Origin of the sequence: Streptomyces sp. SID3212 (genome assembly GCF_009865405.1) — a bacterium.
GTDB lineage: Bacteria > Actinomycetota > Actinomycetes > Streptomycetales > Streptomycetaceae > Streptomyces.
The window spans coordinates 1-17,472 of sequence record NZ_WWJY01000358.1 but is presented as its reverse complement, the minus strand read 5'-3'; the positions used below and the strand labels follow the sequence as shown (position 1 = coordinate 17,472).

Here is a 17,472-nt window from a genome sequence, read left to right as displayed (position 1 = left end):
TCGTCACCCCACCGACACCAACCGTGACCACCGAATAACGAGGCCATTCTCGTAACCTCATCGGCACTATCCGTGACCGCCAAACCGGAATCCCATCACCTTGTTAGCGCACCCGGAATCCTTGCCCATTTCTACAGTTGACACGGAGCCGCTGGTCTAGTCCAATTTGTGTGGCGCGAGTTCGCCAGGGGACACGGGGGTCGCAAGGGGCTTGTGAGGCGTACCACCTCTGACGGGACTGTGCGCCGGACTCACCGCTGTGCGTATCAACTCCCGTACTGACAGCGACAACTGACCGACGATGTGTCCCGGCGCGGGTTCGGCCCGGGAGCGATCCGCTCAAGGAAATTCGAGCATTGGAGCGACTGTATGTCGGAGCCTGACAACTATCTCTATCGAGCGCCTTCGGACGTCCCGTATTTCAGCTCGGACGGCGAAACCTATCTCGCGCAGACGCAGTTGCGGGATCTCCGGAAAACACAGAAGCTCCGCGTGCTGTCCGAGGAGGACTTCGCCTTCTGGCAGACGTACGGCTACATCATCGTGAAGGAGGCGATCCCGGCGGTTTCGGCGAAACGGCTGCTCGATTTCGCCTGGGACTTCCAGGGACTTGAGCCCGGCCGGCCCGAAACCTGGTACGAGGAAAAGGAGTTCCGCTCCGACCTCGACCGGGAACTGCACATCTACGGCTTCGTGGAGGCGTACCACCACCAGCTCATGTGGGACAACCGCCAGACGCAGCGCGTGTACGACGCGTTCGCCGACGTGTGGGACTGCGAGGAGCTGTGGGTGAGCCTGGACCGGCTCAACCTCAACCCGCCCAACGTCAGGAACCGCGACCGCGCGCACATCGCCCCCACGGAGCGCGGCTTCGACATCGACCTCCACTGGGACGTCGACACCACGCTCGGGGTGCTGCCGCAGCGGGTGCAGGGCATCATCGCGCTGAACGACACCAGGCCGGACCACGGCGGTTTCCAGTGCAACCCCGAGCTGTTCCGGCGCTTCGACCCGTGGCGGGTGGCCCAGCCCGCCGACCGCGACCCGATCAGGCCCGCCGTCGACCGTACGGAATTCCCGGTGGTCCGGCCCGAGTTGGAGGCCGGCGACCTGCTCATCTGGAACGGTCTGCTGGCGCACGGCGTCGCGCCCAACACCTCGCAGAACGGGGTCAGGGCGGTCCAGTACCTGACGATGATGCCCGCCCTGGAATCGCATCAGGAACTGCGCCGTTCGCGCGTCGACTCCTGGCGCCATCTCCGTACCCCGGAGTGGAACAAGACGCTGGTCGGGGACGCAACCAAGCACGAATCCCTCCGGTACGGAGCCGCCGAGCTGACCGACCTGGGTGCCAAACTGCTGGGTCTTGAATCCTGGGGCAAGCAGGACCGCGAACTGTCGACCGGGGACCGGGCATGCGCAGAATCTGTCTGACCCTTCCGACCAACAGAGCCTGCGCCGAGACGATTTCGGCCATCGGCGAAGAAGCGGCTTACGCGGCACGGCAGTTCGACGTCGAGGTCCACCTGCTCGTCCTCGACTCCTCGGACGCGGCCACGTTCGCCGAACACGCCCGGGTCGTACGCGGGATCCCCGCCGTACCACGGGTGATCACCCATCATCTGGACGAGGCGGAACAGCGGGAGTTTCTCCGGCGGGTCATCGGCCGGGCGGGCACCGTCAAGCCCGAGCTGCTGCTCGACCTCATGCTGCCCGCCCGTCTTTCGTACGGCGCGTGCACCAATCGCGCGTTCCTCATCGCCACCGCTCTCGGCTGCGAATCCGTCCACCGCCGGGACTCGGACAGCCGATATCAGGCCGTGGACGGGGTGCCGGTCTTTCCCGTCCACCACGAACTCATGTCGCTCGGAAAGCGCGCGGCGGACGCGGCCGACGGCGTGGACGAGACCACGCTCGATCCCCGGCACGCGTCCAAACCCGTGACGATGGTGGGCAGTTCGTTCGTCGGCGAGATGTCCGTCGACATCGACGAGATGTACCGGCTCGACCGGGACGTCTACTACGACGTGGTCAGCCTGTGGGCGCCCGGCCGGTGGTCGGCCGAGGAGAAGAGGAAGCTCGCCGACGAGTCCTTCCGGGGAGCCGGCACCGAGGCCTTCACCCAGGACCACGCGACACTGACCGTGGTCGACCCCATGCACGTCGACATGTGCAACATCGCTTTCCACCAGGTGCACGAATCGGTGCCGCTGCCCCCTGCGACCGACACCATCGGCAGCGACTACTTCCTCCTGCACCTGGTCCACGATTCCACGCTGCCCGGCGTGCTGCACAACCGCAACATAGTGAACTACTACACCGGTGAGCGGCGGACGGACGCCGGATTCATCGCGTACCAGACGAGGTTCGCGAAGTTCTTCCTGTCGATGCTCTACTTCAATTCCATCTATGCCGAGATGGCGGCGGCCGGCGAGACGCTGCTGGACGAACACCACCGCGTACGCGTCCCCGCGATCGTCGAATTCGTCAGGGAGAGCGCCGGGCTCGACCGTACGGAGAACGTGGAGCGGCTGGACACCCTCGACCGGTCCTACCGCAAACTCGGCGGCAGATACGCCGAGTTCGCCGACATTCTTCTCGCGGACCGCGAGCGGCTCCTGGACGAGGCCCGACAAGACATCAATGATTTCGCGCTGCTGATCGAGGCATGGGCCCCGCTGACGCACGCGAGCCGAGCCACGAGCCTTTACCGGCTCGAACGGCAGTCTGGCTGAACCTGTCGATGACGCACGAGAACATATCCATGCTCACCGCCCTGGCCGCCGCCACCGATGACCGGATCATCTTCGATCTCGCGGGAATAGAGGCGAGTTACGACGTCCTCACCCGCGAACTGCCCGAAGTCGCCGTCCGCTTCGCGATGAAAGCCTGTCCCGTGGACGAGGTGATCTCCTGCCTCGCGGAAAGAGGAGCGGGAGTCGACGCGGCGAACCCGAACGAGATCGCGCAGGCGATCGGTTCGGGTGTGCCGGTCGAACTCATTCATTACGGCAACACCATCAAGTCCGACCGGAACATCCTCGACGCGTACCGTCTCGGAATCCGGGATTTCGCGACCGACAGCCTGGAAGACGTCACGGCGATCGCGGAAAACGCCCCCGGCGCACGCGTGTTCTGCCGCCTGGCGACGGACGGGCAGGGCGCTCTCTGGGGCCTCACCAACAAATTCGGCTGCTCGGCCGCCGACGCGGTGCTCGTACTGGAAAGGGCCCGGGAGACGGGCCTGACCCCGTCCGGGCTCTCCGTACACGTCGGTTCGCAGCAGATGACCGCGGAAGCCTGGCGCAGCGCCTTCGACAAGCTGGTCGACGTCCTCGAAGTCCTGCACGGGCGGGGCATCTTCCTCGACCACGTCAACCTCGGCGGGGGGCTGCCGGCGCTCGGCTACCTCAACAAGCGGGGCGAACGGCTCGACCCGCCGCTGGACAAGATCTTCGCCGTCATCCGCGAGGGCATGCGACGGTGCCGCGAAGTGCCGGGACACGAGCTGGGGTTCATCGTGGAGCCGGGGCGGTACCTCGTCGCCGACCACGGGGCGATCCGGGCGCACGTCTCCCGGCTGTCCACGCGGCAGACGCCGGGCGGGGAGCACGAGCACTGGCTGTACCTGAGCTGCGGGAAGTTCAACGGCCTCTACGAGATGGACGAGTTGCAGTACCGGCTCACCTTCCCGACGCACCCGGACGCCGTCCACGTACCGGCCGTGGTCGCGGGACCCACCTGCGACAGCGACGACGCCTACTCGCGCGAGCACGGGCTGGTGCGCGTCCCCCGTACGGTGGCGTCCGGCGACCCGGTCTGGGTGCTCTCCAGCGGTGCGTACGCCATCAGCTACATGACGCAGGGGTTCAACGGCTTCAGTCCGCTGCCCTACACGTGCATACGCGGCGACCACCGGCCGGCGGGAGCGGGCGGGGAGGGAAGGAAGTAGATGAGCCACGACGTGCACGTACGGCCGGTCTCCGAGGGTGACTGGGACGGGATCGTCGCGCTGGAATCCGGTGCGTACGCCGCCCTCGGGCTGTCCGAGGAGCGGAGTGCCCTGGAGTCCAGGGTGCGCGCGTCGCCGGGCACCTGCTTCGCCCTCGACGCCGAACAGCGGCTGGCGGGTTACGTGTTGGCGCTGCCGTACCCGGAGCACGGGTATCCGGACCTGACGCGCGCGGAGGAGACGGCGGCGGTACGCGAGTCCCGCACGAACCTGCATCTGCACGACCTCGTGATCGACGAGGGGCTCCGGGGCAGGGGGCTCGCGAAGACCCTCCTGCACCACCTCCTCGCGACGGCGCGGGCGGAGGGGTACGAGCGGATGTCGCTGATCGCCGTCAACGGCAGCGACAGCTTCTGGGCGGCGAACGGATTCACCGCCCGGCCCGGGGTCGCTCCCACGGAGGGGTACGGGCCGGGCGCGGTGTACATGTCCAGGGCCGTGCTCGGGGGAGCCGTACCAGCAGCAGCCGTACCACCAGCACAAGACGAAGTGGGCTGATCACACGATGTTCCGAATACACGACGATCCCTTCCGCCGGGCACAGTTGGCGATCGCCGCCCTGTTCAGCTCACTGGGGTTCCAGTACGCCACCTGGGCCGCGCGCCTCCCCGCCATCAAGACCCACCTCGACCTGACCGCGGCGGAGGTCGGCCTGCTGCTGATGGCCACCGGCATCGGCGCGGCGGCATCGTTCCCCCTGGTGGCGGTCCTCATGCGGCGGTTGGGCTCCCGGCGCCTCGCCCTGGTGGCGGCGCTCGGCCTGGCGCTGCTGCTCCTGGTGCTGGCCGAGGCGCCCAACTACCCCGTCGCCCTGCTGATCATGGCGGTCGACGGCGCGCTGGTGGCGTGTCTCAACGTCGCCATGAACGCGCAGGGGGCGGAGCTGGAGGTGACGTACGAGCGCAACGCGATGTCCAAGCTGCACGCGACGTTCAGCGGGGGCTCGCTGGCCGCCGCGCTGCTGGCGTCGGGCATGAACACGGTGACGTCCACGGTGATCGTGCACTTCGGGGTGGCGGCCGTCCTGCTCCTGCTGCTGGCCGCGTACGCGCGGCCGGGGCTGCTGGCGCAGGAACGGCCGGCGGACGCGGTGAAGACAGTGGACGCACCGGACGCACCGAAGAAGAAGACCCGCGCCAAGTGGACGCTGCCGGCCGCGATGACGCTGTGGATGGGCGCCGCGATGGCGTTCGGCACGGTCACCGAGGGCGCGATGAACGACTGGTCGGCCATCTACCTCAAGGACGTCGCCAAGGCGTCGGCGGAACTCGCGCCCCTGGGCATCGCCGTCGTCTCGGGAATGATGGTTCTGGCCCGCCTCTTCGCCGACGGCTGGCGCAGCCGCTGGGGCGACGCCCGCATCGTCCGTACCGGCAGCGCGCTGGCCGGCGCGGGCCTGGCCGTCGCCCTCCTCACCGGTGGCGTGGTCCCGGCCCTGATCGGCTTCGCCTGCGTCGGCCTGGGCATCGCGGCCGTGACGCCGTGCGTGTACGTGGCGGCGGCGTCACAGGGCTCGGACGCGCTGACCTTGGTGGCCACGATGGGTACGGTGGGCCTCCTGGCGGGCCCCCCGGTGATCGGCTTCATCGCGAACGGGAGCGGCCTGGTGTGGGGCATGGGCGCGGTGGCGGCCTCGGCGATCGTCGTGTCGCTGTGCAGTACGCAGATCAACTGGCCCGCACCACACGCGGCGACGGACCAGGATCCGTTGGACGACCCCCTGACGGCCTGACACTGTCCCGCCGGCGTCGGACGCTTACACCGATCTGACGATGTCCGACGCCGACGCGGCGTGCCACACGATGTAGGGCATGCACACAAGCGTCGCTCCCATGACGGCGACTATTGCCCAGCGGACCGTCTTGAACACGCGGGAACGCGGGTCTTTACTTCCGCCAAGTTTCACAGGCGCTGTTCCTTGATTTCTAAAGCTTTTACGGGCAGGCACGAGGGCGCGGCGAGATTTCCGGAAACGGTTGGGACGTCAACGCCGGATGATCAGGGTAGCCCCTGCGGGCGACTGCCCGAACACATGCGCCCCGCCCGCCGGACTCCCGCCGAAATGTCCGTCACCCACAGAACGCTCCCGGCCAGGCGCACACGGAGCGTCGGGCGACTACCCCGCGAAACCCCTCGCCCGCCGCAGCGACGACAGCGCCTCCAGGGCCCGCTCCTCCTCGCCGCGAGCGCCCGTCCGGCGGCAGATCGCGAGGGTCTCCTCCAAGTGCGCCTCGGCCTGCTCCAGCCTCCCCGTCTCCAACTCGGCCTGGCCCAGATCGAACAGCACTTCGGCCACCTCCCCAGTCGCCCCGATCCGCCTCAGCACCCCGAGCGAGGCGATGAACTGGGCCAACGCCGACTCACTGCGACCGGACGTCCGGTACGCCCTGCCGATCCCGGCCAGAGCGATGCCCTCCCCGCGAAGGTCTCCCACCCCGCGCAGCACGGGCAGCACGCGCGCGTAGAGGCCGAGCGCTTCGTCCGTTTTGTGGAGGGGGGTCAGCACACTCGCGAGGTTCATCCAGAGCGTCGCGCGGTCCCCCTTGCTCCCCAGGGTCGCCGCAACGTCGATCGCTTCTCGGTACGACCGCTCCGCGGCTTCCAGATCGCCCATCCGCTGCTGCAATTCCCCCAGATTGTTCAATGTGCGATATCGGCCCCGGTCATCGGTGCCCGTAAAACCGGCGATGGCCCGCAGGAAATATTCGAGCGCGATCTCATTCCGCCCGAGCTGAAGATGGGTGATGCCGAGTAAATTCAGGCTGCGCGCCACCTGTAATCGATCGTTCGATCGCAGTCGCAAATCAAGGGAGCGTTCCAGGAGCGGCTGAGCGAGCGCGTACTGCCCGGTGTGCCACAGAAGGATCGAGACCTGGTGCGCCGATTCACTTTCCAGATCTTCATCCTTCAACGACCTCGCGATGGACAGCGCCTCACGCGCCGTCGCGTCCCCCTCGTCGTACTGACCGCTGTGCGCGCACACCGCGCTCAGGTCCAGCAGAGACCGCGCCCGCGCGCTGTCGTCCCCGACCGCCCGCCAGTGGGCGACGGCCCGGCGCAGCAGGGGTTCGGCCGTCTCCAGATGGCCCTCCAGGTCCAGAAAACCCGCCAACACGTGGGTATGCAGTGCCAGTTCGGCCTCGGAGCCGTACCGCCGTGTCCAATCCAGCGCTCTCAGCAGATTGGCGCCCTCGGTGATCAGCCACTGCTCGGCCGCCTGCGCATCCGCGATCTCCGGCTCCCGCGCGGCGGAGTGATCATCGCCGCCGGCCTCGACCACCATGCGGCTCCGGTACGGATAAGCCAACCGGTCGGCCCGGTCCGCCACCCGTACGTAATGATCGACAAGACGCCGAAGCGCCTGCTCCGAGGCCCCTCGGACGTCGCCGCCAGAAGCGGAATCAGAATCAGAATCACCGGCATTTTCGATCAACGTACGCGCATATTCCCGCAGAAGATCGTGGACGGCGAACCGGTGCGGCGACGGCTCGGAAATCAGATGGTGGGCCTGGAGTTCCTCCAGCGCACGTTCCGTCTCCTCGAAGGAGAGGCCGGTGAGGGCCGCCACCGCATGGGCCCCGAACCGTACACCGAAGTGCAGTCCGACATGCCGGAAGACAAGCTGCTGCACCGGCGTGAGCGCCCGATACGACAATCCGAAAACATGGGACAACGTCCTCTCTCCGTCCCGCATTTCGGAGAGATGCTCCATCCCGCTCGTCAACTGCTTGAGCAGGTCGGACGTCGTCCACGACGGCCGGGAAAGCAGACGGCTGGCCACCAGTTCGACGGCCAGCGGAAGGTATCCACAAATGCGGACGATCTCCGCCGCGTCGGAGGGCAGGACGGTACGCCGGCCACCGAGCCGCTGTGCGAAGAGCGCGACGGCGTCCTCACGCGGCAGCACGTCGAGGGAGACCGGCCGTACCCCGGGCAGCCCGGACAGCCGCTGCCGGCTCGTCACGATGACCGCCGTCGGGGACGCCCCCGGAAGCAGGGGCCGTACCTGAGCCGGCCCGGCGGCGTCGTCCAGGATCACCAGCATGCGGCGGTCCCGCACCGTGGTGCGCCAGAGCGAGACCAACCCATCCAGATCCTTGGGCAGTTCGCCCGGCGGGGTGTCCAGCAGGCGCAGCAACTCCGTGAGCGCGCGGACGGCCGTCAGCGGCTCCCGGTCCGAGGCATGGCCGTGCAGATGCAGATAAATCCGTCCTTCCGGGAATTCCTCGCGCAGCTGATGCCCGAGATGGACTGCCATCGACGTCTTTCCGATGCCCCCCATGCCGTCGATGGCCTCGATGGTGACCACCGGGGCCGCTGTACGGCTCGTCTCGGAGAGCGCCGCCGTCAGCAGCCGCAGTTCGTCGTGCCGCCCCACCCAGGGGACGTCGCGCGGCAAGTTGTCGGGCACCCGGTTTGTCGTCCGGGAGGGGGTACGCCTGCCGATCCCGGACTGCTCCAGCAGCGCCGGCGCCGGTGTTCCGGAGAGGATTCCCTGGTGGACGCGGTGCAGGCGACGGCCCGCGTCGAGGCCGATGTCCCGGACGACACGCTGCCGCGTTCTCTGCACCAGCTTGGTCGCCTCGGCGGAACGGCTGCTGCCGTACAGGGCGAGGGCCAGCCGTTCGACCAGGGCCTCGTCGACCGGATGCTCCTCGACCAGAGGCAGCAGTACGGGTACGGCCTCCGCGAACTTCCCCGCCCCCATGAGGATTTCGGCTCGCACCATGGCGGCGGTGAGGCTGCTCTCGGCGACCGTGGCCCGCAGGTGGCCTGCCCAGTACGCGGAGATCCCGGCCAGGGCCTCCCCACGCCAGAGGCCCGCCGCCAGGTCGAGCAGGCGGATGGCCTCGCTCTCGTCGTCGCTGTCCTTCAGCGAGCGGGCCTGGTCGACATAACTGGTGTAGCGCCGCAGGTCGACGCGGTCCGGATCGACCTGCATGACATACGAATTGGTCCGGCTGTTGATCGCGGGCGCGTCACCCCCGGCGATCCGAAAGGCTTTTCGGATACGCGACACGTGCGCGTGCAGCGCCTCTCTGGCTTTGGCCGGCGGGTTGTCGTCCCAGATCCGGTGGATCAGCGTATCCACACTCACCGTACGACTGGCATCCCAGGCCAGAGCGGCGAGCGCCAGGCGGGTCTTGGTGGAACCGAGATCATTGCGTCGGCCGAAGGCCCGTACTTCGACCGATCCTGAAAGTCGAATCTCGAACTCCACCAGCGTCCTTCCGCCGGTCCGGCCTCTCCTGGCCGGGTATCCGAGGATGTCACGCGGTAGTCATCCGTGGCCATCCAGGAGCTGTTTAAGTCCGAAATTGACTCATCTCAGAACGATTCCGTTCAGCCACCCCCGAGGCAGGGGAAGGACTCTACGACGGTGACCGACGAAGCACTTCACGTGCATATGCTGTTGGCATGAGCCGGGCAGTGCCTATGGGGGTACGGACGTGCCATTTCCTGAATCCGGCAGACCGGAAGCATTGTTATCGGCCATGGCCGTATACGCCATGGACCGGGAATCCCTCGCGTGGCGGGAATTGGCCCACGTTCTCGGCGCGACGGCTCGGGTGGATCAGGGGGTGGCCGAGTTGTGGTGCGAAGTGGAAACAGCCACGCCCGCTCCCGGAGTCACCCCGGCGATGGCACAACTGGCATGGGTCGTCGCCGCGTCGGCTTCGCGCGACCCGGGGAGGGACGCCGCGCTGACGGACTGGCTCCGGCGGCACACACCACCCTCGGTCGGCTCGGACCGTACGGAGTCGAGAGGTACGGATTCGAGGGGGACGGAGTCGAGGGCTACGGAGTCCGACCGTACGAACGCCATCGGCGGGTCCGCCGTCATCCACGGCCCGGCCGTCCAGGCGCGCGACATCCACGGCGGCATCCACGTGCACCACTCCGCCCCACAGGACAGACCCCGGCCCCCGGCGCCCCGCCAATTCCCGCCCGTACGACGGCAGCTGGTCGACCGGGAGAGCGACGTACGGGCTCTGGACGCCCTCCGCGCGCAACATCCTCCGCACTCCCACCAACTCCTGGTGGTCAGCGGGTTCGCGGGCGTCGGGAAAACGACGCTCGTCTCCCGCTGGCTGCGTGATCAGGCGGACAGCTTTCCGGACGGCCAGCTGTACGCCGATCTGGGCGGTCACTCCACCGGCGAGGAGACCGGGGAGCCCGGGGAAAGCGGGCAGACCGGGGGGCCGGTTGTCCGGCCGGTTCGACCGGTTCGCCCCACCGCCGTGCTGGAGGGCTTTCTGCACGCCCTCGGAGCCGCCTCCGTACCGGCGGATCTGGCCCAACGGATGGCCCTCTGGCGGTCGTTGACCGCGGACCTGCGGCTCGGCGTCTTCCTGGACAACGCGTACACCGCGGCGCAGGTCCGCCCGCTCCTGTTCGGTTCACCGACGGGCCTCACCGTCGTGACGAGCAGAAACCATCTCACCGGCCTCCTGGCCGACGGCGCGGCCCTCCACCGGCTGGGCACCCTCACCACGGACTCGGCCGTCGAGCTGCTGGCCGCCGGCGGGGGCGGCAGCCGTGTCGCACAGGAGCCGTCCGCCGCGCGCGAAGTCGTCACCCTCTGCGCCTGCCTGCCCCTCGCGGTCTGTCTGGCGGCCGCCCAGCTCGCCGTCCGCCCGAACCGTTCCGTATCCGCCCTCGCCGCGAGCCTGTCCCAGGGACAGGGGTCGCTCGACGCCCTACGTATCGATGGAGAAGCCGTGGTGCGCACCGCACTTGACCTCTCGTACGAACTGCTACCGCACCACAGCGCGACGCTCTACCGGCGGATGGGCCTGCTGCCCACGGACCGCTACGACCTCTTCATGCTGACCGCAAGCGCGGCCGACAACGACACCACCACCACGGAGACCGTCGAACTCGCCCTCGACGCACTGCTGGAGGCGAATCTTCTGGAGGAGACGGGCTCGGGCGTCTACCGCTTCCACGACCTCGTACGCCCGCACGCGCGACAACTCGGCGCGGCGGAGGAATCCGTATCGCAGCACACGGTCACCCTGCGCCGCTACGTGGCCTGGTGCCTGGCCACGGCCAGCACGGCGGAAACGATCCTCACACCCAGCCACCGCATGACGCTCGCTGATGACGTATCAGATCCATTCGACGCAACGGCTGTCGTACCGACTCCCCTCCCGGGACCGGCCGAGGCGCTGGACTGGCTCGACACCCACCGTGACGGCCTGATGGGCGCCGTACGGCACTGCGCCGACGCCGGATGGCACACCGCCTGCTGGCGCCTGGTGGACGTGATGTGGCCGCTGTTCCTCCGCCTCCGCCCCACGGAGATGTGGATCGAGGCACACCGCGAGGGCCTCGCGGCGGCCCGCGCCTGCGGATCCAGAGCGGGCGAGGGACGCATGCTGACCTCGGGCGCGATCGGCCTGCGCACCGGCGGCCGGTACGCGGAGTCCGCCGACTGGTACACGCAGGCGCTGGAGCACGCCACGTACGACGGAGACGTACGACAGCAGGCACAGGCGCTCAACGGTCTCGGTCACCTCAGCCTGCTGACCTCCCAACTGGACGAGGCTCGGGCGTACTTCGAGAACGCCCTGCTGCTGCGCGAGTCCATCGGATATCTGCGCGGAGCCGCGCTCTCCCGAAGACGCTTAGGAGAAACCGCCTTGGCGGCGGGCGAACTGACAACCGCAGCAATGCACTTGGTACGGGCACATGCCGAACTCGAAGCGCAGGAAGAGCACTACGAGGCGGCCCGCGCGCTGGCCCTCCTCGGACACGTCCTGGCCTCCGACGGCGATCACGAGGGCGGCACGGCGCGGCTACGGGAGGCGCTGGGGATGTTCCGCGAGGCGGGCGCCCGGTCGGACCACTGGCAGGCGCGCTCCCTGGAATGGCTCGGGCAGGCCGCCGAACGGCGGGGCGACGGCGAGGAGGCCGGCCGCTGTTACGAGGCGGCTCGGGAGCTGTACGGACGGCAGGACCCGGCGGACGCGCAGCGCGTGGACGACCGGCTGCGGCACCTGTGAACGGCGCCACAGCCGGTGCTGTGTTTTCCTACGCCTTGTCCCCCTCAAGGGCGACGGACCGCAGGTCCCCCAACGACCCCCCGGCGACGAGCCAGGCATGCGCCACAGACGCAACAACCAGCGCGGGAGCGGGAGCTGCCCACGCGGGCAGGACAACACCCGCGCCACCCCGTGCCCCCAGCGCACACCCGCCGCCCCCCTCGGGTACGGCGGCGACGAGACAGCCCGGCCACCGCGCGACCAGCTCCTCCGCGCGGGCGCGAGCCGCCACCGGCGGCAGAGGCACCTGCGCGACGAGCACATCGGCGTACTCCGCGCGGCAGGCTCCCCCTGGAGCGTCGGGGTTCACCAACAGGTGGACGTCACACACCCGTTCACGGGAAAACGTCGGCCACCCCGCACCCGACGGGACGGCCGCATCAACCCGTACGCGCACTACACCGCTCCCCCTAACCGACCTCGACCTCGACCTCGACCTCGAGCTGGACCTCCACCCGACATGGGCGCCCACGGAAACCGTCCCCCCGAGGACAACACCCCTCCAGGCATCGTCCCCACCGAAGAAGCGAACCCACCCCCACCGCGCACCAGGCAGGTCCCGCTCGGAGGAGGCTTCCTCACTCCCCGTCGTCTCCCTTCCGATCCCGGCAGGCCGGCCCCTCACTGCGCCATCCCCAGAGAACCGGCCTCCCACTGCTCCAGCGGAGCGGGCAGCGGCAGGGGCGGGACGAGCGCCGCGTTGGCGGGCTCGCCCAGCTCCAGCATGGAGTAGATGAGCGTACGCATCCGCTGATGGAACTCCCCGGGCACCGACGAGAGCAGGGCCGCGACCTGGGCGTACTGCCCCGGACGATGCTGTCGCGCCGCGTACCGCAACTGCTCGTCCAGCGGATGCCCGGGGGTGACCACCGGAGCGACGGTGGCAAGAAGGGCCGCCGGGGAGTATGCGGCGATCTCACGCCTCGGTCCCGGCGTGAGCAGTACGGCGGCATCGGTCAACGTACTGTACGCCGTAAGGGAACCATGGTCCCCGATCACCCAGTCGGCCGCGATCAGCAGAGACTGCCAGTCCGCCTCCGGTGGCACCACCGAGATCCCACGCCCCCGGCAGCCGGCCAGCCAGCTCCGCACCTGCCAACTCCCGTGCCCGGAGAAGATGTTCGGGTGGAAGAGGAACGCCACCCGGTAGTCGTCGCCGGGGAGTTGGCTCAGCAGCTGCGGCAGCAGGGCGTCGATCCGCCCGAACGTGGAGGTGGGCCCCCAGGTCGAGGTGACCACCACGAACGGCTGCCCCTCATCGAGCCCCAACGCCCGCCGGTACTCCTCGCGCCGGGGCATGCCCGCGACGATGCGATCGACACAGGGGTCGCCCACCACGTGGGCCACCCCCAGCGCCTCGGGGCACGAGAGCGCCAGTTCCTCCAGATCACGCTCATGCGCGTACACGATCGCGGCAGGCCCCACGCGCCCCTCGTGCAGCAGATGCTGACGACTCAACATCCCCGGCGCCCGAGTCTCCCCCGGCGCCAGCAACGAGGTGTCGGTCAACAGTTTGATGTGCCCGGCCCCGTGCGACATGCGCAGAACCGGCGCGTTCAACTCATGCACCCCCCGGGACCCGGCCGCGAGCACCAGATCGAACTCGGCCCGCAACGCCTCTTCCCAGGGCACGGTGGCGATCCCCAGACTCTCCAGGTACCGCGCGACACCCCCACCGAACGCGTGCGGCGCGACGGTGAAGACCACCTGAATCCGTAAGTCCGCCTCCAACAGGCAGTAGGCCTCGCGCAGACGCTGAGCGAAGGCCACGGTGTGGACGACGACCAACACCCGCTCGCAGTCCGGCATGGTCAGCCACCGGCCCTGCTCGATCAACGCCGATTGAGTGGTTTTGACAGACACAACGCTCCCCCATGGTTCGTCGGCTGCGTACAGCAGTCGACGGGGGAATGCCCGACACCTACGACACTTTCCTTGCAACCCCCTTGCAGCCACCTTGCCGCCCGCAATTCACCGAGGCAGCAGTGGTCGGGGCCACTCCCGGGCTATCGGGCCAAGGCGCTCGCTGTCTTCTTGTACGGCATGCAGACGGCCGTCGCCACCGCGGCGTTCCCCACCACAAGAAGCATCGACAGCGCGAACCCGCCCACAACGACCCTCGTACGTATCACTCAGCCACGCTCCCGCTGCAAGATCGAACATCCTCAGCGGGGACAGTACTGACCTCAACGCGACCATACAAACTGACAAACCATCACGCGCACCACCCCGGCCCCCACGACGGCGACCCCGATCCGAATCCAGCCCCGGACGACCCCCTGACCAGCAAGGAATCTACCCGGGTAGCGTCACGGACGGCCGGACGATCAAGCGATCCACCACTACCGATGATCTAGACCAATCCGGCCGGCAGTACCCCCTCACCGCAGTACCCCCCTCACCGGCCGAGCGGCTCGCAACCTGCGCCGCCGCGTCCCGGGGAATAGCAAAAGCCCCAGGTCATGGCGAGATGTCCTGGGGCTTCCACAGAGCCGCCTTCGGGATTCGAACCCGAGACCTACGCATTACGAGTGCGTTGCTCTGGCCAACTGAGCTAAGGCGGCTTGCCATCCGGACCATAGTGCGGTCAGCGGCGGGGCCAAGTCTACACAGTTTCCGGGGGTGCTCCTCACCCCCTGGTTGCTGGGGACTTTTTGCAGGTCAGGAGCACTTTGTGGCGGGTTTGGGGGGTGTGCCCTCCAGGAGGTAGGTGTTGATCGCCGTGTCGATGCAGTCGCTGCCCCGGCCGTACGCCGTGTGGCCGTCGCCGTCGTACGTGAGCAGGGTGCCCGAGGAGAGCTGGTCGGCCAGGGAGACCGCCCATTTGTACGGGGTCGCCGGGTCGCGGGTGGTGCCGACCACCACGATCGGGGCCGCGCCCTTCGCCTCGATGCGGTGTGCGGTGCCTGTGGCCTTCGTGGGCCAGTACGCGCAGTTCAGGGACGCCCACGCGAGGCCTTCGCCGAAGACCGGGGAGGCCTGTTCGAAGGAGGGCAGGGCCTTGGTGACCTCGGCGGGGCCCGAGAAGGCTGGCGGGAGGTCCAGGCAGTTGACGGCGGAGTTGGCGAACATCAGGTTCGCGTACGAGCCGCCGCTGTCGCGTTCGTAGTACGAATCGGCGAGGGTGAGGAGCGCCGAGCCGTCGCCCGCCATCGCCGTCGTGAGGGCCTCCCGGAGCTGCGGCCAGGCGGACTCGTCGTACATCGCGGCGATCACCCCCGTCGTCGCCAGCGACTCGGTCAAGGGGCGGCTCTCGCCCGTGGCCACCGGCTTGGCGTCCAGGGTGGTGAAGAACGTCTTCATCCGGACGCCGACGTCCGCGACGGACTTCGTGCCGAGCGGGCAGTCGGTCTGCTTGACGCAGTCGGCCGCGAAGGACGTGAAGGCCGTCTCGAAGCCGGCGGTCTGGTCGCGGTTCAGCTCGCGGGCCGGGAGGGACGGGTCCATCGCGCCGTCGAGGACGAGCCGGCCGGTGTTCTTCGGGAACAGCTCGGCGTACGTCGCCCCGAGGAAGGTGCCGTACGACGCCCCCACGTACGTCAGCTTCTTGTCGCCGAGCGCCGCGCGGAAGATGTCCATGTCGCGGGCCGCGTCGACCGTCGAGACGTGCGGCAGGATCGTGGCCGACCGCTTCTCGCAGCCCGCCGCGAACTTCTTGAACGACGCCGTCAGCAGCGTCTCCTCGCCCTGGTCGTCCGGGGTCTGGTCCACCTGCGTGTACGCGTCCATCTCCTTGCCCGTCAGGCATTCGACCGGCTCGCTGCCGGCCACCCCGCGCGGGTCGACGGCCACCATGTCGTACCGCGCGCGGACCGGGGCCGGGTAACCGATGCCCGCGTACGCCTGGAGGTAGCCGACCGCCGAGCCGCCCGGGCCTCCGGGGTTGACCTGGAGGGAACCGAGGCGTTTGCCGGGGCCTGTGGCCTTCTTACGGGCCACCGCCAGGCTGACCTCCGTCCCGTCCGGCTTCGCGTAGTCCAGGGGCGCCTTCATCTTGGCGCATTCAAATCCGGTCACCCCGCACGAACGCCAGGCGAGCTTCTGCCCGTAGAACTTCTTCAGCGCGGCCGGATCCGCCGTCGAGCCCGCTCCCGTACCCGCCCCCGACGCCGAGTCGGAGCTGCAACCCGAGAGCAGGAGACCGGCCGCCACGAGGGCGGTGGCGGAGATGCGGAAGAGGCGCCTGGTGTCCATTCCGCGAGCCTAGCCGCCGTGTGACGCGTCCCGCGTTTCCACGCACGAACGGGTGAATCGGGGTGAATCGCCGGCCGTACGGCTCGCGGTCAGCCCGCCCGAAGCGACACCGCCATCGCCTCGACCGCCAGCAGCGGCGCCACATTGCGGTCCAGCGCCTGGCGGCAGGCGCTGATCGACTCGATGCGGCGCAGCGTCCGCTCCGGGGTGGAGGCCCTGGCGATCCGGTCCAGCGCGTCCCGTACGTCCACGTTGGCGAGCTGGACGCGAGAACCCAGCTGGAGCGCCAGCACATCGCGGTAGAAGCCGGTGAGCTCGGTCAGCGCCAGATCGAGGCTGTCCCGCTGCGTACGGGTCGAACGGCGCTTCTGGCGGTCGGCCAGCTCCTTCATCACACCCGCCGTACCGCGCGGCATCCGGCCGCCGGCCGACGCGCCGAGCGCCGCCTTCATGTCCTCCGTCTCCTTGACGTCGACGTCCTCGGCCACCTGCTTGGCGTCCTCCGTCGCGGCGTCGATCAGCTCCTGGGCCGCCCGGAGGCAGCCGCCGATGTCGTCGACGCGCAGCGGCATCTTCAGGACCGTGGCGCGGCGGGCACGCGCCCGTTCGTCCGTGGCCAGCCGGCGGGCCCGGCCGATGTGCCCCTGGGTCGCGCGCGCGGCGGCGTGCGCGGCCTCGGGGTCGATGCCGTCACGCCGGATCAGCACGTCCGCCACGGCCTCCACGGACGGCGTACGCAGGACGAGGTGACGACAGCGGGAACGGATCGTGGGCAGGACGTCCTCCAGCGAGGGGGCGCAGAGCAGCCATACGGTGCGCTGCGCCGGCTCCTCCACGGCTTTCAGCAGGACGTTGCCCGCGCCCTCGGTGAGGCGGTCGGCGTCCTCCAGCACGTTGACCTGCCAACGGCCGCCGGCCGGGGAGAGCTGCGAGCGGCGGACCAGCTCACGCGTCTCCTTCACCCCGATGGAGAGCAGGTCCGTACGGATCACGTCCACGTCCGCGTGCGTCCCGATCAGGCTCGTATGGCATCCGTCGCAGAACCCGCAGCCAGGCTCTCCGCCCAGCGCGCGGTCGGGGCTGGTGCACTGGAGGGCGGCGGCGAAGGCGCGGGCGGCGGTGGAGCGGCCGGAGCCGGGAGGTCCCGTGAAGAGCCAGGCGTGCGTCATCCTCGTCGCCTCGGGGGGCGCGAGGCCCGCGGCCTCGGCCGTGACGCGC

11 protein-coding genes and 1 tRNA gene are annotated in these 17,472 nt (G+C 69.0%); 6 read left to right on the top strand and 6 right to left on the bottom strand.

Annotated elements, in window-relative coordinates; genetic code table 11:
• Positions 1–369 precede the first annotated feature (369 nt).
• Genes GT042_RS10600 through GT042_RS10580 form a run of 5 tightly spaced genes read left to right on the top strand, consistent with a single transcriptional unit; the run spans position 370 to position 5,744 of the window.
• Entirely contained in the window at positions 370–1,434 is a 1,065-nt protein-coding gene (locus GT042_RS10600; protein ID WP_161308456.1) for a phytanoyl-CoA dioxygenase family protein, read from the top strand.
• Complete coding sequence (locus GT042_RS10595; protein ID WP_161308455.1) at positions 1,416–2,735, top strand: DUF6271 family protein; 1,320 nt, start codon at positions 1,416–1,418, stop codon at positions 2,733–2,735. Before GT042_RS10600 ends, GT042_RS10595 begins: the two co-directional genes overlap by 19 nt.
• A gap of 8 nt (positions 2,736–2,743) precedes the next feature.
• Entirely contained in the window at positions 2,744–3,952 is a 1,209-nt protein-coding gene (locus tag GT042_RS10590; protein WP_161308454.1) for a type III PLP-dependent enzyme, read from the top strand.
• Entirely contained in the window at positions 3,953–4,510 is a 558-nt protein-coding gene (locus GT042_RS10585; RefSeq protein ID WP_202532605.1) for a GNAT family N-acetyltransferase, read from the top strand.
• A 7-nt stretch (positions 4,511–4,517) separates the two neighbouring features.
• On the top strand, positions 4,518–5,744 hold the full coding sequence (locus GT042_RS10580; RefSeq protein WP_161308453.1) for an MFS transporter: 1,227 nt from the start codon (positions 4,518–4,520) through the stop codon (positions 5,742–5,744).
• Positions 5,745–6,128: 384 nt separating this feature from the next.
• Here GT042_RS10580 and GT042_RS10575 read toward each other — a convergent pair whose 3' ends face one another.
• Complete coding sequence (locus GT042_RS10575; protein WP_161308452.1) at positions 6,129–9,233, bottom strand: tetratricopeptide repeat protein; 3,105 nt, start codon at positions 9,231–9,233, stop codon at positions 6,129–6,131.
• Between the two features lie 421 nt (positions 9,234–9,654).
• On the opposite strand from GT042_RS10575, the gene GT042_RS10570 reads away from it, so the two are divergent.
• Positions 9,655–12,021, top strand: coding sequence for a hypothetical protein (locus tag GT042_RS10570; RefSeq protein WP_237530669.1), 2,367 nt, complete (start codon positions 9,655–9,657; stop codon positions 12,019–12,021).
• Positions 12,022–12,049: 28 nt separating this feature from the next.
• On the opposite strand, the gene GT042_RS10565 is transcribed toward GT042_RS10570, so the two are convergent.
• The 5 genes from GT042_RS10565 to GT042_RS10545 all read right to left on the bottom strand — a co-directional run.
• Entirely contained in the window at positions 12,050–12,391 is a 342-nt protein-coding gene (locus GT042_RS10565) for a hypothetical protein (protein ID WP_161308450.1), read from the bottom strand.
• Between the two features lie 290 nt (positions 12,392–12,681).
• Positions 12,682–13,869 (bottom strand): hypothetical protein, encoded by a 1,188-nt coding sequence (locus tag GT042_RS10560; protein ID WP_161308464.1) that lies wholly within the window; start codon positions 13,867–13,869, stop codon positions 12,682–12,684.
• 681 nt (positions 13,870–14,550) lie between these two features.
• Positions 14,551–14,624 (bottom strand) — tRNA-Thr (locus tag GT042_RS10555).
• A 97-nt stretch (positions 14,625–14,721) separates the two neighbouring features.
• Positions 14,722–16,254, bottom strand: coding sequence for an alpha/beta hydrolase (locus tag GT042_RS10550; RefSeq protein ID WP_161308449.1), 1,533 nt, complete (start codon positions 16,252–16,254; stop codon positions 14,722–14,724).
• A gap of 89 nt (positions 16,255–16,343) precedes the next feature.
• Positions 16,344–17,472: DNA polymerase III subunit delta' (locus tag GT042_RS10545; protein ID WP_161308448.1), on the bottom strand; the 1,129-nt coding region annotated here is incomplete at its 5' end.

Coding starts and splice junctions, on each gene's coding strand:
- GT042_RS10600 (WP_161308456.1), top strand. CDS start 370: ATGTCGGAGCCTGACAACTATCTCTATCGAGCGCCTTCGGACGTCCCG.
- GT042_RS10595 (WP_161308455.1), top strand. CDS start 1,416: ATGCGCAGAATCTGTCTGACCCTTCCGACCAACAGAGCCTGCGCCGAG.
- GT042_RS10590 (WP_161308454.1), top strand. CDS start 2,744: ATGACGCACGAGAACATATCCATGCTCACCGCCCTGGCCGCCGCCACC.
- GT042_RS10585 (WP_202532605.1), top strand. CDS start 3,953: ATGAGCCACGACGTGCACGTACGGCCGGTCTCCGAGGGTGACTGGGAC.
- GT042_RS10580 (WP_161308453.1), top strand. CDS start 4,518: ATGTTCCGAATACACGACGATCCCTTCCGCCGGGCACAGTTGGCGATC.
- GT042_RS10570 (WP_237530669.1), top strand. CDS start 9,655: ATGGCACAACTGGCATGGGTCGTCGCCGCGTCGGCTTCGCGCGACCCG.
- GT042_RS10560 (WP_161308464.1), bottom strand. CDS start 13,869: ATGCCGGACTGCGAGCGGGTGTTGGTCGTCGTCCACACCGTGGCCTTC.
- GT042_RS10550 (WP_161308449.1), bottom strand. CDS start 16,254: ATGGACACCAGGCGCCTCTTCCGCATCTCCGCCACCGCCCTCGTGGCG.